The 25,739-nt window shown below is 66.3% G+C and carries 22 protein-coding genes; 11 read left to right on the top strand and 11 right to left on the bottom strand.

The features are described from left to right. Positions 1-28: 28 nt before the first annotated feature. The gene (locus tag H8S47_RS15805; protein ID WP_187504753.1) at positions 29-2,134 is read right to left on the bottom strand and encodes a RelA/SpoT family protein; all 2,106 of its coding nucleotides are present in this window, start codon (positions 2,132-2,134) and stop codon (positions 29-31) included. A 208-nt stretch (positions 2,135-2,342) separates the two neighbouring features. Between H8S47_RS15805 and H8S47_RS15800 the strand changes: the two genes are divergently transcribed. Next, complete coding sequence (locus H8S47_RS15800; protein ID WP_187504744.1) at positions 2,343-2,828, top strand: winged helix-turn-helix transcriptional regulator; 486 nt, start codon at positions 2,343-2,345, stop codon at positions 2,826-2,828. Between the two features lie 127 nt (positions 2,829-2,955). Here H8S47_RS15800 and H8S47_RS15795 read toward each other — a convergent pair whose 3' ends face one another. From H8S47_RS15795 to H8S47_RS15785, 3 genes are read right to left on the bottom strand one after another with little or no spacing between them, the layout of a single operon-like run. Beyond that, a complete protein-coding gene (locus H8S47_RS15795; RefSeq protein WP_187504743.1) occupies positions 2,956-3,381 on the bottom strand; it encodes an acyl-CoA thioesterase in 426 nt (141 codons plus the stop codon). 15 nt (positions 3,382-3,396) lie between these two features. Beyond that, positions 3,397-4,173 (bottom strand): sulfite exporter TauE/SafE family protein, encoded by a 777-nt coding sequence (locus H8S47_RS15790; RefSeq protein ID WP_187504742.1) that lies wholly within the window; start codon positions 4,171-4,173, stop codon positions 3,397-3,399. Positions 4,174-4,182: 9 nt separating this feature from the next. Continuing rightward, on the bottom strand, positions 4,183-5,391 hold the full coding sequence (locus H8S47_RS15785; protein WP_187504741.1) for an LL-diaminopimelate aminotransferase: 1,209 nt from the start codon (positions 5,389-5,391) through the stop codon (positions 4,183-4,185). 458 nt (positions 5,392-5,849) lie between these two features. On the opposite strand from H8S47_RS15785, the gene H8S47_RS15780 reads away from it, so the two are divergent. The 3 genes from H8S47_RS15780 (at position 5,850) to clpS (ending at position 8,918) form a co-directional block, all read left to right on the top strand. Further along, positions 5,850-7,568, top strand: coding sequence for a PHA/PHB synthase family protein (locus H8S47_RS15780; protein WP_187504740.1), 1,719 nt, complete (start codon positions 5,850-5,852; stop codon positions 7,566-7,568). 105 nt (positions 7,569-7,673) lie between these two features. Further along, entirely contained in the window at positions 7,674-8,387 is a 714-nt protein-coding gene (locus H8S47_RS19160) for a phasin family protein (protein ID WP_187504739.1), read from the top strand. 192 nt (positions 8,388-8,579) lie between these two features. Continuing rightward, positions 8,580-8,918 (top strand): ATP-dependent Clp protease adapter ClpS, encoded by a 339-nt coding sequence (clpS, locus tag H8S47_RS15770; protein WP_131587736.1) that lies wholly within the window; start codon positions 8,580-8,582, stop codon positions 8,916-8,918. Between the two features lie 186 nt (positions 8,919-9,104). On the opposite strand, the gene H8S47_RS15765 is transcribed toward clpS, so the two are convergent. Continuing rightward, complete coding sequence (locus H8S47_RS15765; protein WP_235982972.1) at positions 9,105-9,788, bottom strand: Crp/Fnr family transcriptional regulator; 684 nt, start codon at positions 9,786-9,788, stop codon at positions 9,105-9,107. Positions 9,789-10,016: 228 nt separating this feature from the next. Here H8S47_RS15765 and murA point away from each other — a divergent pair, with 228 nt between their 5' ends. Then, positions 10,017-11,300, top strand: coding sequence for a UDP-N-acetylglucosamine 1-carboxyvinyltransferase (gene murA / locus H8S47_RS15760; RefSeq protein WP_187504737.1), 1,284 nt, complete (start codon positions 10,017-10,019; stop codon positions 11,298-11,300). A gap of 142 nt (positions 11,301-11,442) precedes the next feature. Here murA and H8S47_RS15755 read toward each other — a convergent pair whose 3' ends face one another. From H8S47_RS15755 to H8S47_RS15745, 3 genes are all read right to left on the bottom strand, one after another. Further along, on the bottom strand, positions 11,443-12,036 hold the full coding sequence (locus H8S47_RS15755) for a malonic semialdehyde reductase (RefSeq protein WP_187504736.1): 594 nt from the start codon (positions 12,034-12,036) through the stop codon (positions 11,443-11,445). After that, on the bottom strand, positions 12,036-12,608 hold the full coding sequence (locus H8S47_RS15750) for a NifU family protein (RefSeq protein ID WP_187504735.1): 573 nt from the start codon (positions 12,606-12,608) through the stop codon (positions 12,036-12,038). The genes H8S47_RS15755 and H8S47_RS15750 overlap by 1 nt, the downstream gene beginning before the upstream one ends. A gap of 205 nt (positions 12,609-12,813) precedes the next feature. After that, positions 12,814-13,551, bottom strand: a complete 738-nt coding sequence (locus H8S47_RS15745; RefSeq protein ID WP_187504752.1) for an aspartyl/asparaginyl beta-hydroxylase domain-containing protein — start codon at positions 13,549-13,551, stop codon at positions 12,814-12,816. A gap of 298 nt (positions 13,552-13,849) precedes the next feature. On the opposite strand from H8S47_RS15745, the gene H8S47_RS15740 reads away from it, so the two are divergent. Both H8S47_RS15740 and H8S47_RS15735 read left to right on the top strand, forming a co-directional pair. Next, positions 13,850-16,777: a M16 family metallopeptidase gene (locus H8S47_RS15740; protein ID WP_187504734.1), complete on the top strand. Its 2,928-nt coding sequence runs from the start codon at positions 13,850-13,852 to the stop codon at positions 16,775-16,777. Positions 16,778-16,900: 123 nt separating this feature from the next. Then, on the top strand, positions 16,901-17,200 hold the full coding sequence (locus H8S47_RS15735) for an endonuclease domain-containing protein (RefSeq protein WP_187504751.1): 300 nt from the start codon (positions 16,901-16,903) through the stop codon (positions 17,198-17,200). Between the two features lie 61 nt (positions 17,201-17,261). Here H8S47_RS15735 and H8S47_RS15730 read toward each other — a convergent pair whose 3' ends face one another. From H8S47_RS15730 to H8S47_RS15720, 3 genes are all read right to left on the bottom strand, one after another. Beyond that, complete coding sequence (locus H8S47_RS15730) at positions 17,262-19,049, bottom strand: AMP-dependent synthetase/ligase (RefSeq protein WP_187504733.1); 1,788 nt, start codon at positions 19,047-19,049, stop codon at positions 17,262-17,264. 233 nt (positions 19,050-19,282) lie between these two features. After that, positions 19,283-21,016 (bottom strand): gamma-glutamyltransferase, encoded by a 1,734-nt coding sequence (ggt, locus tag H8S47_RS15725; RefSeq protein WP_187504732.1) that lies wholly within the window; start codon positions 21,014-21,016, stop codon positions 19,283-19,285. Between the two features lie 184 nt (positions 21,017-21,200). After that, a complete protein-coding gene (locus tag H8S47_RS15720; protein WP_187504731.1) occupies positions 21,201-22,229 on the bottom strand; it encodes a quinone-dependent dihydroorotate dehydrogenase in 1,029 nt (342 codons plus the stop codon). A gap of 297 nt (positions 22,230-22,526) precedes the next feature. On the opposite strand from H8S47_RS15720, the gene H8S47_RS15715 reads away from it, so the two are divergent. The 4 genes from H8S47_RS15715 (at position 22,527) to sufC (ending at position 25,693) form a co-directional block, all read left to right on the top strand. Next, the gene (locus H8S47_RS15715) at positions 22,527-22,955 is read left to right on the top strand and encodes an SUF system Fe-S cluster assembly regulator (RefSeq protein WP_187504730.1); all 429 of its coding nucleotides are present in this window, start codon (positions 22,527-22,529) and stop codon (positions 22,953-22,955) included. A gap of 124 nt (positions 22,956-23,079) precedes the next feature. After that, complete coding sequence (gene sufB, locus H8S47_RS15710; RefSeq protein ID WP_187504729.1) at positions 23,080-24,570, top strand: Fe-S cluster assembly protein SufB; 1,491 nt, start codon at positions 23,080-23,082, stop codon at positions 24,568-24,570. Continuing rightward, positions 24,567-24,950, top strand: a complete 384-nt coding sequence (locus H8S47_RS15705) for a hypothetical protein (RefSeq protein WP_187504728.1) — start codon at positions 24,567-24,569, stop codon at positions 24,948-24,950. The genes sufB and H8S47_RS15705 overlap by 4 nt, the downstream gene beginning before the upstream one ends. After that, entirely contained in the window at positions 24,950-25,693 is a 744-nt protein-coding gene (gene sufC / locus H8S47_RS15700; protein ID WP_121903654.1) for a Fe-S cluster assembly ATPase SufC, read from the top strand. The genes H8S47_RS15705 and sufC overlap by 1 nt, the downstream gene beginning before the upstream one ends. Positions 25,694-25,739 lie beyond the last annotated feature (46 nt).

Below are 25,739 nucleotides of genomic sequence, written 5' to 3'. Positions count from 1 at the left end.
TCGCGCCCGCCGTCATCGTCGGATGTTTCTACACGCGCTCCACGGTGTGCACCGCATCCGCCGCGCGGAGGCCCGCCATCAGCCGCATGAGTTGCTGCACGTCATGCACCTCGACATCGATCTCGTTGGTGTGGAAGCTCTTGTCGCGCGTATCGAGCCGCAGGTTGATGATGTTGGCCTTGTGCCCGCCGATGATCGTCGAGACGATGCCGAGCGAGCCCGGCTCGTTCTTCACCATCACCGATATGCGTGCGACCGCGCCCTCGGTCTCGTCGCCCCAGGCGACGTCGACCCAGTCGGTCTCGTTTTCCGATCGCTCGGCGAGTTCGGCGAGAACCTTGCAGTCGATCGCGTGGACCTCGATCCCGGCATCGGGCCGACGCAACCCGACGATCCGGTCGCCCGGCACAGGATGGCAGCACGTCGCGAGGTCGTAAGCGACGCCGGGGGTCAGGCCCTTGATCGAGATCGCGCTCGATTGCGGGGCAAGCGCATGCGTCACGTCCGCGCCCGCCGAGCCCGGCATCAACGCCTCCATCACCGCGGCATCCGACAACGTCCGTCGCGCGATCGCCACCATCAGCGACGAATCGTCGGGCAGCTTCAGCCGCTTCAGCGCGTGGCTCAGTGCATCGGTGCCGATCTGCGCGGGCAGGCGGGTGACGATATCCTCGTACAGGGTCTGGCCGAGCGCGATTTGCTCGACGCGCTCCTTCTGACGCAGGTGCCGGCGGATCGCGGCCAGCGCCTTGCCGGTGGTCGCGACGTTGAGCCATTGCGGTTGCGGCGACTGCCCCTTCGAGCGCAGGATCTGCACCTGGTCGCCGTTCTCGATCACCGTCGACAGCGGCACGACGCGACCGTTGACCTTCGCGCCGACCGCCTGGTCGCCGAGATCGGTGTGCACCGCGTACGCGAAGTCGATCGACGTCGCGCCCTTGGGGAGCTGGATCAGCTCGCCCTTCGGCGTGAACGCGAAGATGCGATCGGTATACATCGCCATCCGCGTGTGTTCGAGCAGCTCTTCCGGGCTCTCGGCGGTGTCGAGGATCTCGACGAGATCGCGGATCCAGCTGACCTGGCGGTCGCTGCCGTTGATCTGCTGCTTGTACGCCCAGTGCGCCGCCAGCCCGAACTCGGCCTGCGCGTGCATGTCGGCGGTGCGGATCTGGATCTCGATCCGGGCGCTGTCGGCGTGGATCACCGAGGTGTGCAGCGAGCGATAGCCGTTGCGCTTGGGCGTCGAGATGTAATCCTTGAACCGACCCGGCACCATCGGCCAGCGCTGGTGGATGATCCCGAGCACGCGGTAGCAATCCTCCTCGGTCGGCACGATCGCGCGGAACGCCATGACGTCGGACAGCTGCTCGAAGCTGATGTGCCGCTCCGACATTTTCCGGAAGATCGAATAGGGGTGCTTCTCGCGGCCCGAGATATCCGCCTCGACCCCGGCGCGCGACAGCACCAGCTTGAGACCGGACGCGATCTTGGCGATGCGGTCGCCGTCGCCCTGCTTGAGCTGTTCGAGGCGGCGGTTGATCGATTCGGAGGCTTCGGGCTCGAGCTGTTCGAACGCGAGCGACTGCATCTCGCGCATGAACTCGTACATGCCGATCCGCTCGGCGAGCGGCGCGTAGATGTCCATCGTCTCCTTGGCGATGCGACGGCGCTTCTCGGGCTTCGAGATGTGATGCAGCGTCCGCATGTTGTGGAGGCGGTCGGCGAGCTTGACCAGCAACACGCGGATGTCGTCGGACATCGCGAGGAGGAATTTGCGCAGATTTTCGGCGGCGCGTTCGTTCTCGGTCTGCGCTTCGATCTTCGAAAGCTTCGTCACGCCATCGACGAGGCGCGCGACCGAAGCACCGAACAGCCGCTCGATCTCCTCGGGGGTCGCGACGGTGTCCTCGATCGTGTCGTGGAGGATCGCGGTGGCGATCGTCTCCGCATCGAGGTGCAGGTCGGTGAGGATGCCCGCTACCTCGATCGGGTGGCTGAAATACGGATCGCCGCTCGCGCGCTTCTGGCTCCCGTGGGCCTGCATCGAGAAGACATAGGCGCGGTTCAGCAGCGCCTCGTCGGCGTCGGGATCGTAGTCGAGGACGCGATCGACCAGTTCATATTGGCGCAGCACCCGCCATAGATGGGGCCGGGCGGGGACTTTTGGCAACAAAAAGCATCGCATCACTGTGATCTAGTGGGCGATCCAGTGGGGGCCTCCAGGGGGGCGTCGGCAATTCGCTGGGCCAGTGGCGTATCCAAGGGCGTATAACGCAGGATAACCGGGGCGTTTCGCTTCGACGGGTTATGCGGTACGTTCGCCCTCGGACGAGGATGACGTGATGGGCAAACTGCGCGAACCATTGCTGGAATGCAGCCTGCCCGCCGCGCTGGAGGCGATGGGCGAGCGCTGGTCGTTCCTGATTCTCCGCGCCGCGTTCAACGGCCTGCATCATTTCGAGGAATTCCAGTCGGAGCTGGGGATCGCGCGCAATATCCTCGCGAACCGGTTGGCGCGGCTGGTCGAGCACGGGATCCTCGCGCGGCAGCCTATTCTGGAGGACCGGCGCAAGATCGCCTACGGACTGACCGACAAGGGGTTTGCGCTGCTGCCGACGATGATCGCGCTCCGGCAATGGGGCGAGCGGTGGGAGACGTGCGTGCCGGCGTTCCCGATTCTTGTGGATGCGCGCGATCGGCGGCCGTTGCAGCCGGTCTCGGTGCGGTCGCATGATGGTCGCGTGCTGGGGAAGGGGGACCTGATCTGGGCACTGCCTGGGGAGGTTGCGGGCGTCGAGGCTGATACGGCGGCCGAGGCGGCGGAGTAGGCCCCCTTCTGCTCCCCTCCCTGGAAGGGAGGGGCTGGGGGTGGGCCGGTTTGGGGCTGGTGCTTTCGCTCGCCAATTGGCCGACCCACCCCCTACCCCTCCCTTTCAGGGAGGGGAGACCGTTGTATCAGCGGGTGGGTAGCGACTCCAGCACGGTGCGGATCGCGTCGGGAAGGGGCACGGGCCGCCCCGTTTCGAGATCGACGTGCACGCTGACCATACTGATCACCGTGTGCAACTCCCCCGTCTCCGCATGCGCCAGTTCGAAGCGCTTCGTCAGGCTTGTCGTGCCTAGCATCTCGATCCGCACGAACGCTTCCACCGTATCTCCTAGGCGGAACGGCTTGAGGTAGTCGATCTCGGTCCGGCGGACGTTGAACTCGGTGGTCGGCCATATCTCAGGCAGCGCCTCGGCGATCCCGGTCCATTCCCAGAACTCGGTCACCGCGACGTCGGCATATTCGAGATAGCGCGAGTTGAAGACGATGCGCTGGCCGTCGATCTCGGCATAGCGCACGCGGAACCTGGTCGAGAAGGCGAAACCGGGCCTCATTTCACAATTGCCGCATCAGAAGATCAGCCGAACGCCGACGATCGCCAGCACGGTCGCGAGCACCGGGACCAGCACGCGGTCCGAGACGCGCGTCGCGATCAGGCTGCCGACGATGATGCCGGGGATTGAGCCGATCAGCAGCGACACGAGCAGGTCGACGTCGACCGAGCCGAGGATCCAGTGGCCGATCCCGCCGAGCAGCGTCAGCGGCACCGCGTGCGCGATGTCCGAGCCGACTAGCCGGTTGATCGGCAGCGTCGGGTACAGGATCAGCAGTGCGGTCATGCCCAGCGCGCCGGCGCCGACCGAGGTGAGCGAGACCAGCACGCCGAGGACCGCGCCGAGCAGGATCGTCAGCATCGCCTGCCGCTCGCCGCCGACGGTGCCCACGCGAGGAGTCAGCCACACGACGATCTTGCCGCGGAAGAACGTCGCGACCGCCGACAGGATCAGCGTGATGCCGAGCACGACGGTGATCGCGTGGCCGGTGTCGGACGATTTCTCGCCGAGATGGTTGAGCACGAGCAACGTCGCGATCGCCGCGGGGACGCTGCCGGTCGCCAGCCGCCGCACCACGCGCCAGTCGACCGTGCCGCGCCAGCCATGCACCGTTGTCCCCACTGTCTTGGTCGCCGACGCGTAGAGCAGGTCGGTGCCGACCGCGGTAGCGGGGTGGAAGCCAAAGACGAGCACCAGCAGCGGCGTCATCAGCGAACCGCCACCGACACCCGTCAGCCCGACGATGAGGCCGACGAGCACGCCGGCCACCGAATATAACGGATTGATATCCACGCTGGCGGGTTAGCCGGCGCCGCGCGCGGGCGTGTTGACGCCCATCGACTGGAGGTATTTCTTCACGTTGCGCGCCGCTTGGCGGAGCCGCTGTTCGTTCTCGACCATCGCGATCCTCACATAGCCCTCGCCGTTTTCGCCGTAGCCCACCCCTGGGGCGACCGCGACGTGCGCGTGGGTCAGCAATTGTTTGGTGAACTCAAGGCTACCTAAATGCGCGAGAGCGGGCGGCAAAGGCGCCCAGGCGAACATGCTCGCGCGGGGCGAGGGGATGTCCCAGCCGGCGCGGCCGAAGCTCTCGACCAGCACGTCGCGGCGCTTGTGATACAGTTGCCGGTTACGCTCGACGATGTCTTGCGGGCCGTTGAGCGCGGCGCAGGCGGCGGCCTGGATCGGCGTGAACGCGCCGTAATCGAGGTACGACTTTACGCGCGTCATCGCCGCGATCAGAGTCTTGTTGCCGACCCCGAAGCCCATCCGCCAGCCCGCCATCGAATAGGTCTTGCTGAGCGAGGTGAACTCGATCGCGACGTCCTTCGCCCCCGGCACCTGGAGGATCGAGGGGGTCGGCTTGCCGTCGAAATACAGCTCCGAATAGGCGAGGTCGGAGATCACCCACAGCTTGTGCTTCTTCGCGAACGCGATGACGCGCTCATAGAAGGCGAGGTCGACGACTTCGGCGGTCGGGTTCGACGGATAACCCATCACCAGCACCGACGGCGCCGGGACGGTGAACGCCATCGCGCGCTCGAGGCTCTCGAAATACGCTTCGTCCGGTGTGGTCGGCACCGCGCGGATCGTCGCGCCGGCGATGATGAAGCCGAAGGTGTGGATCGGATAGGACGGGTTCGGCGCGAGCACGACGTCGCCGGGCGCGGTGATCGCGGTGGCCAGACTCGCAAGGCCTTCCTTCGAGCCCATCGTGACGACGACCTCGGTCTCGGGATCGACGTCGACGCCGAACCGGCGGCCGTAATAGTTCGCCTGGGCTTTGCGCAGCCCGGGGATGCCCTTCGACTGCGAATAGCCGTGCGCGCTGGGCTTGCGCGCGACTTCGACGAGCTTCTCGATGACGTGCTCGGGGGGCGGCAGGTCGGGATTGCCCATGCCGAGATCGATGATGTCCTCCCCGCCCGCGCGCGCCGCCGCCCGCATCGCGTTCACTTCGGCGATGACATAGGGGGGTAAGCGTTTGATGCGGTAGAAGTCTTCGGACATGATCAGCCTCTAGCTGGAGGAGCGGGTGCTGTACCGCAGGTGAGCAGGGGCGTCATCCGCCTCATTCGTCGAGGGGACGAAAGCTGGAGTATTCTGATTTGAACGGAATGCACCTCCCCGGCGGAGCCCGGGGCCCAGGTGGAGAGGGCGCAGTAACGTGGCGCACCGTTCACCAGCAACGTCTCCCAACTGGGCCCCGGCCTCCGCCGGGGAGGTGGTTGGACGATGGGGTGGTGATTGGACGTCGGGGTGGTGATTGGCGGGGCGGGGGAGGGACAACGCTCCGTCATCCTGACGAAAGTCAGGATCCAGGGTAACGGAGGATGCGGCTCGTGGCTCTGGATCCTGACTTTCGTCAGGATGACGGGACGATGTGGCGACGGGACCTTGCGCCAGCGACCACCCCGCTTCCGCTGGACCGTTGCCTCGGCTAAGCTCCCGAAAAAGCAGAGGATGCCATGGCCGATACTCCTCCCGACGCCTCCACGCCGACCCTCCCCGATCTCCAGCATTGGACGTGGGTAATGGGGCGTGCGCAGCAGATGATGATGGAGCAGGGCTTCGCGGCGATGCAGGCCAAGCCCGAGGGGATTCCCGCGATTCCGGGTTTCACCGACCCCGCCACGCTGGAGCGCGCGCGCGATTTCTGGGCCGAGAGCCTAACGCTGTGGCAGCGATTTCTCGATCCGGTCAAGGCGCCTGAGGCTGCGCCGGTGACCGACAAGCGCTTCAAAGCGCCGCAGTGGCGCGAGCCGGTGTTCGACCTGATCCGGCAGAGTTATCAGTTGATCGGTGACCACATGCTCCGCGGCGTCGAGGCGGTGGACGGGCTCGACCCCAAGCAGAAGGAGCAGCTGCGGTTCGCGACTAAGGGGTTCGTCGACGCGATGAGCCCGACCAATTTCGCGCTGACCAACCCGCAGGTGATCGAGAAGACGATCGAGACCCGCGGTGAAAATCTGCTGAAAGGCCTGCAGAACATGATGGCGGATCTTGCCCGCGGGCAGGTGACGCATACGCCCGACGGCGCGTTCGAGCTCGGGCGCAATCTGGCGATGACGCCGGGCAAGGTGGTGAAACGCACGTCGCTCTACGAACTGATCCAGTACAGTCCGACCACCGACAAGGTGCTGGCGACGCCGCTCGTGATTTTTCCGCCGTGGATCAACCGGTTCTACATTCTCGACCTGACGCCGGAGAAGAGCTTCATCCGCTGGGCGGTCGAGCAGGGCATCACCGTTTTCATGGTCTCGTGGAAATCCGCCGACGCGAGCATGAAGGACGTAGTCTGGGACGATTACGTCGGTGCGCAGGTCGAGGCGATCGATACGGTTCGCGCCGCGCTCGACGTGCCTGCGGTGCACACGATCGGGTACTGCGTGGCGGGGACGACGCTGGCCGCGACGCTCGCACTGCTGGCCGCGCGGGGCGAGGCCGCGAAGGTGGCTAGCGCTACGTTCTTTACGGCGCAGGTGGATTTCGCGCAGGCGGGCGAGCTGCAGCATTTCATCGACGACGAGCAGTTGAAGATGGTCGCGTCGTTGTCGCCCGAAGGGTTCCTCGACGGGCGGTACATGGCGACGACGTTCAACCTGTTGCGCGGGCGCGACCTGATCTGGAACTACGTCACGCAGAATTACCTGCTGGGGCAGGATTACGTGCCGTTCGACCTGCTCCACTGGAACGGGGATACGACCAACCTGCCGGCGAAATGGCATCTGAGCTATCTGACCGACCTGTACCGCGACAACCTGCTGGTGACGGGCACGATGACGGTGGATGGGACGCCGATCGATCTCACCAAGGTCGCGACGCCGAGCTATGTCCAGGCGGGGCGCGAGGATCATATCGCGCCGGCTGAAAGCGTCTGGAAACTCACGCAATTGTTCGCCGGGCCGCTGAAGTTCGTGCTCGCGGGCTCGGGGCATATCGCGGGCGTAGTCAATCCGCCGGCTGCAGGGAAATATCAATACTGGACCAATCCGGGCGTGCACACGACGCTCGCCGACTTCGTTGCCGGTGCGACGGAGACGAAGGGCAGCTGGTGGCCGGATTGGGTCGACTGGTTGCGCGCGCTTGGTGCAGAGACGGTGGCCGCGGACGGTGCGCGGCTGCCGGGTGAGGGGGCGCTCGAAGCGATCGGCGACGCGCCCGGCGAGTATGTGAAAAGCCGGTAGCGCTACCTTACGTAAACGTCATGGTGCGCTGCACAATTAAATTGTGCGCTGCGAAAATTCGTGTATGAAGACCGCGACATAACTCCGAAGAGAGGTGCGTGGATGGTGGATATCGTGAAACGGACGGCCAAGGCCGGTTCGAAGCTTGCCGCCGCTGCGAAGCCGGTCGCTGCCGTCAAGGCCGCGACCGCCAAAACCTCCGCCCGGACTGTCGCCAAGCCGGCGAAACCGGCACCTGAGCCGATCGCCAAGACGCCGGCATCTCAACCTCTCGCGGCTGCTTTTGTATCGCCGCACACGGACATTCCCGCCCCGATCCAGGCCGCCGCGCCGTTGGGGATCCCTGCTAGCGAAACAAAGGACGCCACGATGGACACGATCCAGAGCATCACCGAGAAGACCAAGGCCCTGTTCACGGGCGCCAACACCGCCGAGTATACCGAGCAGGCCAAGGGCGCGATGGAGAAGTCGGCGAAGATGGTCGAGGACATGACCGCATTCGGCAAGGGCAACATCGAGGCGCTGGTCGAATCGTCGAAGATCGCCGCGAAGAACGTCGAGGCGCTCGGCCATGAAGCCGCCGAATACGCCAAGACCTCGTTCGAGAGCGCGACCGAAGCCGCCAAGACGCTCGCCGCCGCCAAGTCGCCGACCGAGTTCATGAAGCTCCAGGGCGATTATGCGCGCACCGCGTTCGACACTATGATCGCCGAGGGCTCGCGCTCGACCGAGCGGATGCTGAAGATGTTCGGCGAGTTCGCCCAGCCGATCTCGAACCGCGTTGCGGTCGCGACCGACAAGATGAAGATCTCGGCGTAAGTCGATAGCGCCACGCCTTCGGGCGGTGCGACGAGAAGGGGGCGGCCGTCATGCGACGGTCGCCCCCTTTTTCGTTTGCGGATTTCGCGCGGATTTCGCGTGGGGTGTGCGGGCGCCCCCTTGCCCTTGCCCCCCGGCATGCCATATTTTGGCAGCATGGTGTTGACCCCTGAAATGAAGCTGGCCGTGATGATGGCCGAGCGCCGCGACGATGGTGGCGAGGATGGCAATGACGGCACCGGTGCCGGCATCGCGACCAAAACGCGTGCCAAGACCAAACAGCCGACGCCGTACCGCGTGCTGATGCTCAACGACGACTATACGCCGATGGAGTTCGTCGTGCTGTGTCTCCAGCGCTTCTTCCGGATGGACATGGAGGCGGCGACGCGCGTGATGCTGCACGTCCATCAGAAGGGCGTCGGGGTTTGCGGGACGTTCAGCTACGAGGTCGCCGAGACCAAGGTGTCGCAGGTCATGGATTTCGCCCGCCAGAACCAGCATCCGCTGCAATGCACCCTCGAGAAGGCGTGAGCCTGACGCTCTGAGATGATCCGTCACTTCTTCTGATCCTCCCCCGCCAGGGGGAGGTGTCTGGCGCTTGCCAGACGGAGGGGGCGGATACGGAGCGAAGGTTGGCGAATATCTCCCCTCCGTCACCTTAAGTGCAATCTCCCCCTGGCGGGGGAGGACCGAAAAACGGTCACGTCGCGGGAGGGTCTACCGCGCGGGTGGCAACCAGCGCAGGTCGAGACCGTCGAACCGGTCGATGTAATTCGCCGCCTGCGCCAATTGCACCTCGTTGAGCAGAGTCACCCGGCCCGCCTCGCGCCGGATCAGGCCGTCCTCTTCCAATTGCCGCAGCATCCGGTTGACGTGCACCGCGGTCAGCCCGGTGGCGTCGCCGATCTCCTCTTGCGTCAGCCCGAGCGTGAAGCTGTTGCCGAGCGCCTGGTCGCGTAGCCGCATCCGGTTGCGCATCTCGATCAGCAGCGCCGCGATCCGTGCCTTGGCCGAGGTGCGGCCGAGCGCGGCGAGCCGGTCGGTCAGCGCCACCTTCTCCATCTGGTTCATCACCATGATGATCGCCGACAGCCGCGGATGATCGGTGACCAGTGCCGTCATCGCCGCGCGATCGAACGGGCACACCGTGCAATCGGTCAGCGCGACCACCGTCTCGGGCGAGTCACGATAGACGAGCGCGGACACCGCGAGCATGTCGCCGGCATAGAGGAAGCGGAGGATCTGGCGGCTGCCGTCGTCGAGCAGCACATAGCTCATTGCCATGCCACGCTGGAGGATGAAGAGTTCGGACTGCGGATCGTTCTCCCGCAGCAGGATCGCACCACGACGCAGTTCGCGCGGGCGCTCCTCAAACCGCGCTAGCGCAGCCCTTTCGTTCATCGACAGGTCGATGAGATCGCCGACGCGGTCGGCGAAGCAGCTGTCCGGCACTCTGAAATGGTCCCCCATGTTGGTGGAGACACAGAGCAAAGCTATGATTCCCGCGCATTAAAGTCGATCAAGCGCGGGCATTAGCGCGACCCGGACTTTGGCTCCTCTCGTCGCCTCCCGGCATGTCGCGGCGTGCGGGCCCCTTGCGCGGACCGCCAGCCGCGATAGACACCCGGGATGGACCGTATTCTCATTCGTGGCGGCAATCGCCTGTCCGGGCGCCTGCCCATTTCCGGTGCGAAGAACGCCGCGCTCACGCTGATGCCGTGCGCGTTGCTGACCGAAGAACCGCTGACGCTGCGCAACCTCCCGCGGCTGGCGGATGTCGACGGCTTCGGCCATCTGCTCAACCAGCTCGGTGCGTCGACCGCGATCCAGGGGACGCGGCCGGAGGATTTCGGCCGGGTGATGACGATCCGCGCGGGTAACCTCACCTCGACCGAGGCGCCCTACGACATCGTGCGGAAGATGCGCGCGTCGATCCTGGTGCTCGGGCCGTTGCTCGGGCGCGGCGGCGAGGCGACGGTGTCGCTGCCGGGCGGCTGCGCGATCGGCAACCGGCCGATCGATCTCCACCTGCGCGCGCTCGAGGCGATCGGTGCCGAGCTTGAGATGGCGGCAGGCTATGTGAAGGCGATCGCGCCGGGTGGACGCCTGCCGGGTGGACGCTTCCGCTTCCCGATCGTGTCGGTGGGCGCGACCGAGAACGTCGTGATGGCCGCGGTGCTCGCTAAGGGCACGTCGGTGATCGAGAACGCCGCGCGCGAGCCCGAGATCGTCGACCTGTGCAACTGCCTGGTCGCGATGGGTGCGTCGATCGACGGGATCGGCACCGAAACGCTGACGATCGAGGGCCGCGACCGGCTGCACGGCGCGACCTATGCGGTGATGCCCGACCGGATCGAGGCGGGTAGCTACGCGTGCGCCGCGGCGATTACGGGTGGCGACCTGGAGCTGGTCGGCGTGGCTATCCCGGACATGGGCGCGACGATCGATGCGCTGGTCGAGGTCGGCGTCTCGGTGACGCCCACCAAGGGCGGCGTGCGTGTCGCCTCGGATGGCAAGCTGAAACCCCTGACCCTCTCGACCGCGCCCTACCCCGGGTTCGCGACGGACATGCAGGCCCAATTTATGGCGATGCTCTGCATGGCCGACGGCGCCAGCGTGCTGACGGAGACGATCTTCGAGAACCGCTACATGCACGTGCCGGAACTGGCGCGGATGGGGGCGGATATCCAGGTGCGTGGGCGGACCGCGGTGGTGCGCGGGGTCGACAAGCTGGTCGGGGCGCCGGTGATGGCGACCGATCTGCGGGCTTCGATGAGCTTGATTTTGGCCGGGTTGGCGGCGGATGGCGAGACGTCGGTGGGTCGGGTTTACCACCTCGACCGCGGGTATGAGCGTCTTGAGGAGAAGCTGAGCGCGGTTGGTGCGGATATCGAGCGGGCTAGCGATGGGTGAGGGCTTGGTGTCCTAGTTTGAGCCGGGGTAGCCCTCTCCCCTCCGGGGAGAGGGTTGGGTGAGGGGCGCCGCGAGCGCTGCCCTTCCCAACTGCCCCTCACCCCGACCCTCTCCCCGCAGGGGAGAGGGAGCAGGTCCCGCCTCAAGCGATGCTGTTGAACTTCGCGAAGTCGGGGCGGGGCGAGCGGGCGTAGATCGTCGCGGGGTCGCCGTGGCCTAGCGTCGAGATGAAGTTCGTCCGCACCGCCGGCGTGTCGTGGAAGAACGCCGCGTCGACCTTGCCCGCGTCGAAGCCCGACATCGGCCCGGTATCTAGCCCGAGCATCCGCGCGGCGATGATGAAATACGCACCCTGCAACGACGAGTTGCGGAACGCGGACGCCTCGCGCAGTTCGGCATTGCCGTCGAACCACGACTTCGCATCGGCGTGAGGGAACAACTCGGGGAGGTGTTCGTGGAAATTGGTGTCCATGCCGATGATCACCGACACGGGGGCGTTCAGGATCTTCGGCTTGTTCTGCGCGCTGCACGCATCCGCCAACTTCCGCTTCGATTCGTCGCTGACGCACCAGATCAGGCGCGCTGGCAGCTGGTTGGCGGAGGTCGGGCCCCACTTCATCAGGTCCCAGATCGCGTGCAGTTCGCTCTCGGCGACGGGCTCGTCGGTGTAGCCGTTATAGGTACGCGCGTCGCGGAAGACGGTGTCGAGGACGCTATCGTCGAGTTTCTGGCGCATCAGACGGCTCGCACTTCGGTGACTTCGGGGACGTAGTATTTGAGGAGCTGCTCGATGCCGTTCTTCAACGTCGCGCTCGACGAGGGGCAGCCGGCGCAGGCGCCTTGGAGCTGGAGGAACACCTTGCCCTTGTCGAAGCCGCGATAGACGATGTCGCCACCGTCGTTGGCGACCGCCGGGCGGACGCGCGTGTCGATCAGTTCGCGGATCTGCGCGACGATATCGGCGTCGGCCGGATCGTCGGACAGCGCGGGCTCGTCCGACGGCACCGAGAAACCGGCGCGGGCGGGCTTGAACAGCGGCATCGCGGCGGAGAAATGATCGAGCAGGATCGCGAGCACGTCGGGCTTCAGGTCCGACCAGGCGACGCCCGGCGCGGCGGTCACCGACACGAAATCGCGGCCGAAGAACACGCCGGTCACGTCGCCGAGATTGAAGATCGCCTCGGCCAGCGGACTGGTCTCGGCCTCCTCGGGGGTGGCGAAGTCGCGGGTGCCGGCGTCCATGACGGCGCGTCCCGGCAGGAACTTCAACGTCGAGGGGTTCGGGGTGGATTCCGTTTCGATCAGCATGCACCGCATGTGGCCCGGCGGGGGCGAGGGATCAAGCGGGGAACGGGAAACGGTTTCTTTCGGGGGGTGAGGGGCGGGGCCCTTTCTTGCTCCCCTCCCTCGTGAAGGGAGGGGTTGGGGTGGGTGGGTTCGTGACGGTCGTCACGCTCGCCAAGCGGCCGACCCACCCCCAGCCCCTCCCTGCCAGGGAGGGGAGCAAGAAGCGTCAGACGTCGAGCTGTTTCACCGCGGCGTTCCAGCTGCCGATGTTGCGGACCGCGTCCTGGACGAAGGCGGAGCGGCGGACGATGCCGAGGAAGATGTCGGCGATCCACTTGCCGGGATTGCGCAGGGGGCGTTCGAACTGGATCAGCAGGACGACGCGCGTGCCGTTCGTGTCGTTCCAGACCTCGTGGTTGTAGGTGTCGTCGAACACGAGCGTTTCGCCTTCCGCCCAGCGCACCACGCGGTCGTGGACGCGCATCCGGACGTCGCCGTCGCGCGGGACGATCAGGCCGAGGTGGCAGGTGATGAGGCCCTTGGTCACGCCGCGATGCTCGGGGATGTGCGTGCCGGGCGCCAGGATCGAGAAGAACGCGCTGTTGAGGCCGGGGATGCGCGCGACGGCGGCGGCGGTGTGGGGGCAGCGCGCGAGGCTCTCCTCGATCGGATAGCCATAGCCGTAGAGGAAGAACGACCGCCATTTGTCGACTTCGGCGATCGAGCGGTGATCGGGCGAGATCGTCGCGAGGCTGGGGGACGCCTCGCCTCGCAGCGCGACGTGGACGGCCTCGTCACGGATCGCGGCCCAATTCTCGCGAAGGCCCGCCGTCCAGGCGAAATCGCGGACGTCGAGCACCGGGTCGTTGGCGACCAGCGAGGACGACGCGATCATGCGGTCGAACACGCCGCGCAGGTGCTTGCCGACGCGGATGATCAGCGGGCGGTTGGCTTCGGCGACCATCGGAGCGCCGGGTTTGGGTGCGCCCGAGATCACGTTCAGATCGGGCACGCGGGCGCTGCGGCGTACTGCCGGCCCGCCCGATTCCCGCCACAATGAAGACTGCCTCAGTTCGTGGCCCAGTTCGTGCCCCAGTTCGGCTTCCACCGTCATTTCTATCCTGCATCCTGGCGCGTCGCCTGCGCCGATCCCCTTGTTCGGACACGATATACCGCCGGTGTTGGACGAAATGATGGCGGGCGCGACCACCCTCGATTGTGCGGCGCTGGCGATGCGTGCGCGGGGACGCTACAGATGCGTCATGGTATCCTTATCGCGCTTGTATCGCGCTCCCGTCCTGCTCCCCGTCCTGCTCGGCCTCGCCATACCGGCGAGCGGCCAGATGGCGACCCAGCAGGCCGCCTCCACCCCCACCAACGCGGGGGCGAAGGAAGCGCCGACGCTGCCCGAGCTGACGGGAATCGATACGACCGCGTGGCTCTACAAGGGCAGCGACCTCACGCGGGATCCCGAGTGGAAGTTCGGGACGCTGCCCAACGGCATGCGGTTCGCGGTGCGCAAGAACGGCGTGCCGCCGGGCCAGGTCGCGGTACGCGTCCGGATCGATGCGGGCTCGCTGAACGAAACCGACAGCGAACGCGGCTTTGCGCATTTCATCGAGCATCTCTCGTTCCGCGGGTCGGAATACGTGCCCGACGGCGAAGCGAAGCGCGTGTGGCAGCGGTTTGGCGCGACCTTCGGCTCGGATACCAACGCGCAGACCACGCCGACATCGACCACCTTCAAGCTCGATCTTCCCTCGGCGACCCAGGCCGGGCTCGACGAAAGCCTGAAGATCATGGCCGGGATGATGGAAAAGCCGACGATCACCGACGCGTCGGTCGCCGCCGAGCGCCCGATCGTGCTGGCCGAACAGCGCGAGCAGCCGGGGCCCCAGGTGCGGTTCGGCGATGCGATCCGCGCGACGTTCTTCGCCGGGCAGCCGCTCGCGGATCGCTCGCCGATCGGCAACATCAAGACGCTGGAGGCCGCGACCGGCGCGACCGTGAAGGCGTTCCACGATCGCTGGTATCGCCCGGAGAACACCGTCGTCATCATCTCGGGCGACATGGATCCGGCGCTGTTCGGGCGGTTGATCGTCAAGAACTTCGCCGACTGGAAGGGCATCGGCCCGGTCACGCCCGCGCCCGATTTCGGCAAGCCCGATCCGAAGGCGCCGGTTTCCGCGACGATCGCCGAGCCGGCGATACCGGCGGTGGTGACGCTCGGCGTCGTCCGCCCATGGGAGTATAAGGACGACACCGCGATCATGAACCAGAAGCGGCTGGTCGACGTGCTGGCCACCCGGCTGATCAGCCGGCGTCTGGAGACGCGGGCGCGGGCGGGCGGCAGTTTCCTCCAGGCCGGCGTGTCGATCGACGACGTGTCGCGCTCGGCGAACCTGACCAGCGTCAACATCGTGCCGATCGGCACCGACTGGGAAGCGGCGTTGAAGGACGTCCGCGCGGTGATCGCCGACGCGCAGACCAACGCGCCGAGCCAGGCCGAGGTTGACCGCGAATATGCCGATTTCGACACGATCATGCGTACCAGTGTCGAGACCGCGCGGGTCGAGGCGGGCGCCAAGCAGGCGGACGACATGGTCGGCGCGCTCGACATTCGTGAGACGGTGGCCGGGCCGGAAACGTCGTACAAGATTTTGCAGGACGCCAAGGCGAAGGGCATGTTCACGCCCGCGACGCTGCTCGCGTCGAGCAAGGCGATCTTCGAGGGCACCGCTACCCGCGCTCTGGTGAACACGCAGACCCCCGATGCGGGAGCTGCGAACAAGCTGGCGACCGCGTTGAAGGCAGATGTTTCTGGGCTGGCCGGCAAGCGTCGTGCGCAGGCTGCGGTCGATTTCTCGAAGCTGCCGTCGCTAGGCAAGCCGGGCGTCGTGGCCAGCCGCGAGAAAATCGCTGCGTTCGACATGGAGCAGGTGAACTTCGCCAATGGAACGCGCGTGCTGCTGTTCCCGAACGCCGGCGAGACCGGGCGCGTGTATGTGCGCGTGCGCTTCGGCGGCGGCTATACCGCGATCCCTTCGAACCGGCCGACGCCGGCCTGGGCAGGCGATCTCGCGCTGGTCGCGGGGGGTATCGGCAAGCTCGACCAGGGCGATCTCGACCAGTTGACGGCGGGGCGGCGGATCGGTCTCGACTTCGGGATCGACGACGATGCGTTCACGCTGAGCGCGATCACGTCGCCGGCGGATTATGCGGATCAGTTGCGGTTGATGGCGGCCAAGCTCGCCTTCCCGGCCTGGGATCCGGCGCCGGTGGCGCGTGCCCGGGTCGCGGCGCTGGCAGGGTTCGCGGGGTATGATTCGTCGCCCGACGGCGTGCTGTCGCGCGATCTCGAGGGTCTGCTACGTGCGGGCGATCCGCGTTGGGGGACGCCGTCCAAGCCGACTGTCGAGGCGCTCAACGCGAAGGACTTCCGCGCGTTCTGGGAGCCGATCCTGAAGACCGGGCCGGTCGAGGTTTCGATCTTCGGCGATGTTAAGACCGAGGATGCGATCGCTGCGGTGGCGAAGTCGTTCGGGGCGATGAAGCCGCGGACGGCGGTGTCGACGGTCGGGGCGCCGGTTGGTTTCCCCGCGCACAACGCGACTCCGGTGATGCGCGCGCATACCGGGCCTGAGAACCAGGCGGCGGCGGTGATCGCATGGCCGACGGGTGGCGGGATCGACAATATCGTCGAGGCGCGGCGTCTCGACGTACTGGCGCAGGTGTTCAGCGATCGGCTGTTCGAGCGGCTGCGGCAGGCGGCGGGCGCAAGCTACAGCCCCAACGTGTCGAGCCAGTGGCCGGTGGGCATGAACACTGGCGGGCGGATGGTGGCGATCGGGCAGGTGGCGCCGGACAAGGTGTCGTTCTTCTTCCAGATCGCCCGGCAGATCGCAGGGGAACTGGTGTCGACGCCGATCGCGCCGGACGAGCTCGACCGGATCAAGAAGCCGATGGGGCAGTATATCCTGCGCGCTTCGACCGGGAACCAGTTCTGGTTGCAGCAGCTCGGCGGGGCGACGTTCGACCCGCGCCGGATCGCGGCGACGCAGCGGATCGCTTCGGACCTGGTGGCGACGACGCCGGTGGAGTTGCAGGCGACGGCGGCGAAGTATCTGCGGCCGGAGAAGGACTGGACGATGGCGGTCGTACCGGCTGCGGCGAAGAAGCCAGCCAAGTAATCCGCCCATCCTTCACCCCTCCCTGAAAGGGAGGGGCCGGGGGTGGGTTGCCGTCCGTATCATGATGGCCCAGCATCCTGAGTATGGCTCGCGTCGTGCCTTTGATGACTAACCGGGCGCAGTCTGCGGACACAGGCGACTGAAGCTGAGCGGCTGATCTGGCATCGAGTTTCAGGCTTCCGTCCGCGGTTCACGCGCCAGCTTGTGGTCGGCCGCTGCATCGTCGATCTTGCCTGTCGTAGCGTGAAGCTTGCGATCGAGTTCGATGGGAGCCAGCATATCGAGTCAGATTATGATTTGCGGCGAACTGCGTTTCTCGAAGGGCTGGGGTGGCGCGTAATCCGGTTCTGGAATTCCGACGTCGTGGGGAATCCGGATGGCGTCGCCGAAGCGATCGTGGCTGAGGTCGGCGCCACTCGCTAGCCTACCCACCCCCGGCCCCTCCCTTTCAGGGAGGGGTGCAGATTGCATACGGTGGCTTAGCTCAGCTCTTATACAAGCCGTCCAACCTTTCGCCGTAGACCTGCCGCAGCACATGGCGGCGGATCTTCAAACTCGGGGTCAGTTGCTCGTTCTCGATCGTGAACGGGCCGTCCGCGAGCACGAACCTTCGGATGCGCTCCGTCACCGTCAGGTCCTTGTTCACCCGCTCGATCGCGTGGCCGATCGCGGTGCGGAACTCGCTGTTTTCGGCCAGCCGGGTGAAGCTGCAGGCATCGCCGTTCCCCGCGCACCATTCCTGCGTCCACTCGGGATCGGGCACGATCAGCGCCACCATGTACGGGCGCTTGTCGCCGGCGATCATTGCCTGTGCGATCTCGGGCTGGAGCGTCAGCATGCCCTCGACCTTTTGCGGGGCGACGTTCTCGCCCTTGTCGTTGATGATCAGGTCCTTCTTGCGGTCGGTGATGCGGATCCGGCCGCGGTCGTCGATCTCGCCGATGTCGCCGGTGTGAAGCCAGCCGTCCTTGAGGACCTTCGCGGTCTCGGCGTCGTTGCGCCAATAGCCATGCATGACGAGTTCGCCGCGGACCAGGATCTCGCCGTCCTCGGCGATCCGGACTTCGGTGTCCTTGAGCGCCGGCCCGACCGAGTCCATGCGGACGCCGGCCTTGGGGCGGTTGCAGGATATGACGGGGGCGGCTTCGGTCTGGCCATAGCCTTGCAGGAAGGTGAGCCCGAGCGACTCGAAGAACAGGCCGACTTCGGGATTGAGCGGTGCACCGCCCGAGATCATCGCCTTCAACCGGCCGCCGAACTTCTTCGAGATCTTCGGCTTGAAGAGCGTGGCGACGGCCGCCTGCATCGGGCGGTCGATCAGGCGGAGGCGGCCGGCGTAGCGCTTGCCGCCGATGTCGAGGGCCTGACGCAATAGGTAGGCGGAGGCGCCGCCTTGTTTCTCGATCGTCTTCGAAATGCGCGTGCGGAGGACTTCGAACAGGCGGGGGACGACGAACATGATCGTCGGCCGCGTCTCCTCGATGTTGGCGGCGAGCTTTTCGAGGCCCTCGGCGTAGTAGATCTGGCCGCCGAGCGAGATCGGGAAATGCTGGCCGCCGGTGTGTTCGTAGGCGTGGCTCAAGGGCAGGAACGACAGGAAGACCTCGTCGTCCCAGCCGAAATCCTCCGAGATGACGGACGCACAGCCGGCGCAATTGTGGAGGATCGCGCCGTGGTGCTGCATGACGCCGCGCGGGGCGCCGCCGGTGCCCGAGGTGTAGATGATGCAGGCGAGGTCTTCGCGGGCGAAGTCGGCGCGGGCGGCTGCGGCTGCGGGCGCGGTCTGGTGCGCGGCGATCAGCGCGTGCCAGTTGTGGAAGTCGATCGACGCTGGGACCTTCATGTCCTCGAGGCCGATGACGGTCTGCGCCTGGTTCGACCGGATCACCGCGGGGAGCACCGTCTTGGCGAGCTTGGCGGTCGAGACGATGATCGCGCAGGCGCCGGCGTTCTCGATGATGTGGAGGTGATCGCGCTCGGTGTTGGTGACGTAGGTCGGCACCGTGATGCAGCCAGCCGCCATGATCGCGAGGTCGCTGAGGCACCATTCGGGACGGTTCTCGCTGACCAGCATCACGCGGTCGCCGCGTTTCAGGCCGATCGCGGTGAGGGCGGTGGCTAGGCTGGCGACTTGCCGCGCGGCTTCGGCCCAACTGGTGGCGACCCACGTGCCGCTCGTCTTGGTCCAGAGGAACGGCGCGTCGCCTTTCTCCGCGGCGCGCGTGAAGAACATCGTGACGAGGTTCGGGAATCGTTCGAGCTGGCGGGCCATTGTCTCTCCCTGGGCGCTGTGCCGTTGCGCCTTGTACGACGCGATTCTGAGCGTTGGACGGTTAGTGCGTCATAACCGGCGGGGGCTCAACCCCAACCGCTGCCACGGACTTAGCAACTCCCCGGCGGAGGCCGGGGTCCAGTTGGGAAGCGTTGCTAATTGACGTTTGCGCGTCGTTACTGCGACCTTTCCAACTGGACCCCGGCCTTCGCCGGGGAGGCGGAGTTTCGTCGTTACTCCGGCGCGCGCTGGAGGGCGCCGACGCGTTGGATCTGGGTGACGGTGCCGTCCTGGCTCATCGCGACGCCCTCGCTGCGGGGGTCTGCGGCGCCGACCCATTTGCCGGCGACGCGCTCGATCGCGTTTGCCTTCAGGCCGAGCGGTGTCACTCGCACGGTTTCGCCGAGCGCTTCCAGAGCGGGGATCATCGCCTCGATCCGCGTACCCTTTTCGGCAGCGGCGACGTGGCCGGGGGCGTAGAGCAGCCCGAGCGCGATCGAGTCCTGCGCGGACAGTTTCCAGTCGACCACGCCGATGATCGCCTTCGCCACCTGCGCGATGATCGTCGAGCCGCCCGCCGCGCCGACCGCGAGCCGGACTTTCCCGTCGGGGCCGTAGACGATCGTCGGCGACATGGAGCTGCGCGGACGCTTGCCGCCTTCGACCCGATTGGCGACGAGCGCGCCGTCCTTCTCGGGCACGATGTCGAAGTCGGTGAGCTGGTTATTGAGGACGGTGCCGTCGACCGTGATGCCGGAGCCGAAATAGCCCTCGACGGTGGTCGTGACTTCGACGACGTTGCCCTTAGCGTCGACCGTGGCGATGTCGGTGGTGCCGGTGACTTCGCTGACCGGGGCGCGGGTGCGGGCGGGGGCGCCGGGGGGCGTGCCAGGCGCGACGCTCGCCATCGTCGTGGTGGGTGAGATCAGGGCGGAGCGCGACGCGAGGTACTTCGCGTCGAGCATGCCCTGTACCGGCACGCGGACGAAATCGGGGTCGCCGACGTACAGGTCGCGGTCGGCGTAGGCGAGGCGCGAGGATTCGGCGAACAGGTGCCAGGCCTGCGCGCTGTCCTTGCCGAGCTTTGCCATGTCGAAGCGTTCGAGCTGCTTCAGGATCATCAATACCGTGACCCCGCCGGACGAGGGCGGGGCCATCCCGCAGACGCGGTAGACGCGGTATTTGACGCAGACGGGCGGGCGGTTCTTGGCGTCGTAGCTGGCGAGATCGCCGAGCGTCATCTTCGACGGATTGCGCGCGGCGGTGTTGACCGCGGTGACGATCTTCTGCGCCTGGGGCCCGACGTAGAAGCTGTCGGGGCCTTGGGTGGCGATGCGCTGGAGGAGGGCGGCTTGCTGCGGGTTCTTGATCGTCGCGCCGATCGCGACTGGCGAGCCGTCGGGGGCGGAGAAGAGCGCGCGGGTCTCGGGCGTGACGTGGTCGCCGTAGGACTTCATGCCGTTGACGAGGCGCGGGGTGGCCTGGAAGCCGTTGGTGGCGAGCCGGATCGCAGGTGCGAACAGCTGCGCCCAGGGGAGCTTCCCCGAGGCGCGGTGTGCGAGCGCCATGCCGCGCAGTGCGCCGGGGATGCCGACGCTGCGGCCGCCGGGGACCGCGTCCCTGTGGCTCAGCGGTTGGCCGTCGGGGGTGTAGAACCAACGCGCGTCGGCGGCGGCGGGGGCTTCTTCGCGCGCGTCGATCGTGCTGAGTGCACCGCTGGCGGCGTGGGAGATCCAGAAGCTGCCGCCGCCGATGCCGGAGCTTTGCGGCTCGACGACGTTGAGCGCGAGCATCGTGGCGATCGCGGCATCGGTGGCGCTGCCGCCCGCGCGGAGGATCTCGACGCCGGCGGCGGCGGCGCGCGGGTCGGCGGCGCTGACCATGCCTTGGTCTTTGGCTGGGGCGGGTTGACGCGCCTCGGTGGCGGCGGGGACGAGGAGGGCGAGCGCTAGGAGGGAGGTCTTCATCGAGCGCGAGCCTAGTGCGGTTCGGGTATGAGGCAAGCGGTGTCGCCGTCCGAACTCGCGATCCTCCCCCGCCAGGGGGAGGTGGCTGGCGCTTGCCAGTCGGAGGGGGCGGCAAGTGATGGCCGCGGTTCCGTGTCCTCCCCCTCCGTCGCCTTCGGCGCCACCTCCCCCTGGCGGGGGAGGATTAGCAGGCGTCGATACCCACCGCGTCGGCGACGGAGGTGAAGCCGTCGCGCTTCAGCAGCGCATCCAGTTCGCGGAGGATGCGGGCGGGGAGGCCGGGGCCTTCGTACACCAGAGCGGTGTAGAGCTGGACGAGGCTCGCGCCGGCGCGGAGGCGGGCATAGGCTTCGGCGCCGCTGTCGATGCCGCCGACCGAGATCAGCGGGATTGCTGCGCCCGTTGCCTTGCGGAAGTCCGACAGGCGTTGGCGGGCCAGGGGGGCGAGGGGCGCCCCGGACAGGCCGCCGGTTTCCTTGGCGTTGGCCGAGCGCAGGCCGGGGCGGGAGATGGTCGTGTTGTTGACGATCAGCGCGTCGATGCGGTTGTCGAGGGCTGCTCGGGCGATGTCGTCGATGTCGGCGGGGTCGAGATCGGGGGCGACCTTGAGGAAGATCGGCGTGGTGCCCTTTGCCGCGGTGCAGGCGGCGAGGAGGTCGCGCAACGCTGCGCCGTGCTGGAGATCGCGCAGGCCGGGGGTGTTGGGGGAGCTGATGTTGATCGTGATGTAGTCGGCGTGCGGCGCGGCGCGGGTGACGCCGTGGACATAGTCGGCGGTGCGGTCGGTCGCATCCTTGTTCGCGCCGACGTTGATGCCGAGGATGCCGTTGCGCTTTGCGCTCTGCGCACGGGGAAGCGCGCCATCGAGGCCGCCGTTGTTGAAGCCGAGGCGGTTGATGACGGCGCGGTCTTCGGGGAGGCGGAAGATGCGGGGCTTCGGGTTGCCCGGCTGCGCGAGCGGGGTGAGCGTGCCGATCTCGACGCTGCCGAGGCCGAGGCCGAAGAACCCGTCGATCGCTCGGCCGTCCTTGTCGACGCCTGCCGCGAGGCCGACGGGGTTGGGGAAGGCGATCCCCGCAACCGTCGTCGCGAGCCGCGGTACGTTCGGAGCTAGGGGCTTGCCGGCTTTCCCCCATGCGGCGAGCGCGGCGATGGTCAGGCTATGCGCGCGTTCGGCGTCGAGGCGGAAGAGGATCGGGTGGTAGAAGGCCATTGCTCATCCTTGCTCCCTCCATCGGTCGGGAAGGTTCATTCTTGCTCCCCTCCCTGGAAGGGAGGGGCTGGGGGTGGGTTGGTCGGTTGGTTGGCGTGCCCTGGCATCAGCAGCCGACCCACCCCCGACCCCTCCCTTCCAGGGAGGGGGGAAGTCAAGCTTTCGGGTCATGCGGGAGGCAGAAAACCCGCCTCCAGTTGCGAGTCGTTAGCATCGCCCGCCGGGTTGACGATGCAATGCACAAAGCCCATTTGACCAATCGGATCATATCGGTCCGATTGGACTTTCGAAGCCACCATGCGTCTTTCCAGCCTAGCCGACTATGCGGTCGTGATGATGAGCGCCGCAGCGCGTCATTGTGGCGGTATCGCGCGGCTGAACGCGACGCTGCTCAGCGAGGAGACTGGTGTGCCGTTGCCGACCGTGCAGAAGCTGGTGAGCCGGCTGTCCGCCGCCGGGCTTATCGAGAGCACGCGCGGTACCGGCGGCGGCTTTCGCCTGTCGCGACCGCCGGCGATGATCTCGCTCGCCGACATCATCGAGGCCGTCGAAGGCCCGATCGCGCTGACTGCGTGCGTCGACGGCGCATCGCAGGGTTGCTGCATCGACCAGAGCTGCCGCGTGAAACCGCACTGGAACGCCGTCAACGGCGCAGTCCGCGGTGCGCTCGCCGGTGTGTCGCTTGCCAGCCTTTCGCAAGCCCCCCTTTCGCAGGTGCCCGCATGATGCGCGCAGCGCCTTACCCCTTCCTCCGCGCTCTCTGCGCCTTTGCGCGCAAAGATTCTTGTTCGCGCAGAGGCGCAGAGATCGCAGAGTTTTTTGAGAGCCGCGCCGCGGCGGAGATGGAATGATGGCTACCCGGAACGCAGAGGCATACGCCGCCGCGAACAAGACGTACGAGTGGGGCTTCTCCTCGGACATCGAACAGGAATTCGCGCCCAAGGGTCTGTCGGAAGACACGGTGCGCTTCATTTCCGCCAAGAAGGGCGAGCCGCAGTGGATGCTCGACTGGCGGCTGAAGGCGTTCGCGTTGTGGCAGACGATGGAGGCGCCCGACTGGTCGAAGCTCAACGTGCCGCCGATCGATTATCAGGACGCGTATTATTACGCGGAGCCCAAGGCGAAGCCGAAGCTCGGGTCGCTCGACGAGGTCGATCCGGAGATCCTGCGCGTCTACGAGAAGCTCGGCATCCCGATCGGCGAGCAGAAGATGCTGGCGGGCGTGGTCGAGGATCCGCTGAACGAGGACGGCACGCCCAAGCGCCGCGTCGCGGTCGATGCGGTGTTCGACAGCGTCTCGGTCGCGACCACGTTCCGCAAGGAGCTGGAGGCCGCGGGCGTGATCTTCCGCTCGATCTCCGAGGCGATCAAGGAATATCCCGAGCTCGTCCGGAAGTGGCTCGGCAAGGTCGTGCCGCAGCGCGATAACTACTTCGCGACGCTGAACTCGGCGGTCTTCTCCGACGGCACGTTCGTCTACATCCCGGAGGGCGTGCGCTGCCCGATGGAGCTGTCGACCTATTTCCGCATCAACGCGGAGAATACCGGGCAGTTCGAGCGCACGCTGATCGTGGCGGACAAGGGTTCGTACGTCTCGTATCTCGAGGGCTGCACCGCGCCGATGCGCGACGAGAACCAGCTGCATGCGGCGGTGGTCGAACTGGTCGTGCTCGACGATGCCGAGATCAAGTATTCGACCGTGCAGAACTGGTATCCGGGCGACGAGAACGGTGTCGGCGGGATCTATAATTTCGTCACCAAGCGCGCGTTGTGCCAGGGCAAGAACTCGAAGGTCAGCTGGACGCAGGTCGAGACCGGCAGCGCGATCACGTGGAAATACCCGTCGTGCGTGCTGCTCGGCGATGGCTCGGTCGGCGAGTTCTATTCGGTCGCGGTGACGAACAATCGCCAGCAGGCCGATACCGGCACGAAGATGATCCACCTCGGCAAGAACACGCGCTCGACGATCGTGTCTAAGGGGATTTCGGCCGGGCGTTCGGACAACACGTACCGCGGGCTGGTGCGCGTCGCGTCGACCGCGGAGGGCGTGCGGAACTTCACGCAGTGCGACAGCCTGCTGCTCGGCGACCAGTGCGGCGCGCATACCGTGCCGTACATCGAGGTCCGCAACCCGTCCGCGCAGATCGAGCATGAGGCGACGACGTCGAAGATCTCCGAGGACCAGCTGTTCTACGCGATGTCACGCGGGCTGGACCAGGAGGCGGCGGTGGCGCTGATCGTGAATGGCTTTGCGCGGGAGGTGTTGCAGCAGCTGCCGATGGAGTTCGCGGTGGAAGCGCAGAAGCTGCTGGGGATTTCGTTGGAAGGCTCCGTGGGGTGACGATTGAACGTCGCCTTGCCGATGCAATTGCTGATCTGGAAGAGCGCCTCTGCGAAGGGCAGGCTGTGGCAAACGCGTTAGCTGAGACAGCTGAAGAATATGATCTGAAATCTCATATTCTCGGATTGCGTGCTTCTAACGTTCTCGGTGATCTTTCACTGGTTAAGGATAAGTCGGATGCGCGGATTGCAGCAGCTCGCCGGGCAGGCGCTCTTCGAGATGCTATTGATGCATACACCGATGAAGATGCGGATTGCTCAATGCGTGATTGGTTGATTTCACGTCTTGGTCGAGCGCCAAGCTATGAAGAACTACTTGCTGCTTACGAGCGCTCGACTGAGCGATGGTTTGCAAAGCAAGTTCGAGAAGGCAAAATATGATGCTAAAAATTGAAAACCTCCACGCCGAGATCGACGGCAAGGAAATCCTCAAGGGCCTGTCGCTCGCGGTGAACGCGGGCGAGGTGCACGCCATCATGGGGCCGAACGGGGCGGGCAAGTCGACGCTGGGCTATGTGCTCGGCGGGCGGCCCGGCTATGAGGTGACGGCGGGCTCGGTGACGTTCGACGGCGTCGACCTGCTCGAGCTGGAGGCGCACGAGCGCGCCGCGGCGGGCGTGTTCCTGGGCTTCCAGTATCCGGTCGAGATTCCCGGCGTGTCGAACGTCCAGTTTTTGCGCGAGGCGCTCAACGCCCAGCGTGCGACGCGGGACGAGAAGCCGCTTTCCGGTGGCGAGTTCCTCAAGCTCGCGCGCGGGCAGGCGGATCTGCTCGGCATGGACTACGACATGCTCAAGCGGCCGGTGAACGTCGGCTTTTCGGGTGGCGAGAAGAAGCGCAACGAGATGGTCCAGATGGGCATCGTCAACCCGAAGTTCGCGATCCTCGACGAGACCGATTCGGGGCTCGATATCGACGCACTGCGCGTCGTCGGCGACGGCATCAACCGCATCATGCGCGCGCCCGACAAGGCGGTGCTGCTGATCACGCACTACCAGCGGTTGCTCGATTACGTGGAGCCGGACTTCGTCCACGTGCTGGCGGACGGCAAGATCGTCCGCTCGGGCGGCAAGGACCTCGCCAAGCAGCTCGAGAGCGAAGGCTATGTGGGGATCGCGGCGTGAGTAGCCTGTCGCAAATCCTCCCCGGCACGGGGAGGGGGACCAGCGC

The organism is Sphingomonas albertensis (genome assembly GCF_014358075.1).
GTDB classification, from domain to species: domain Bacteria; phylum Pseudomonadota; class Alphaproteobacteria; order Sphingomonadales; family Sphingomonadaceae; genus Sphingomonas; species Sphingomonas albertensis.
The sequence above is the reverse complement of the archived record's forward strand: the minus strand, read 5'-3'. Positions and strand labels throughout refer to the sequence as shown.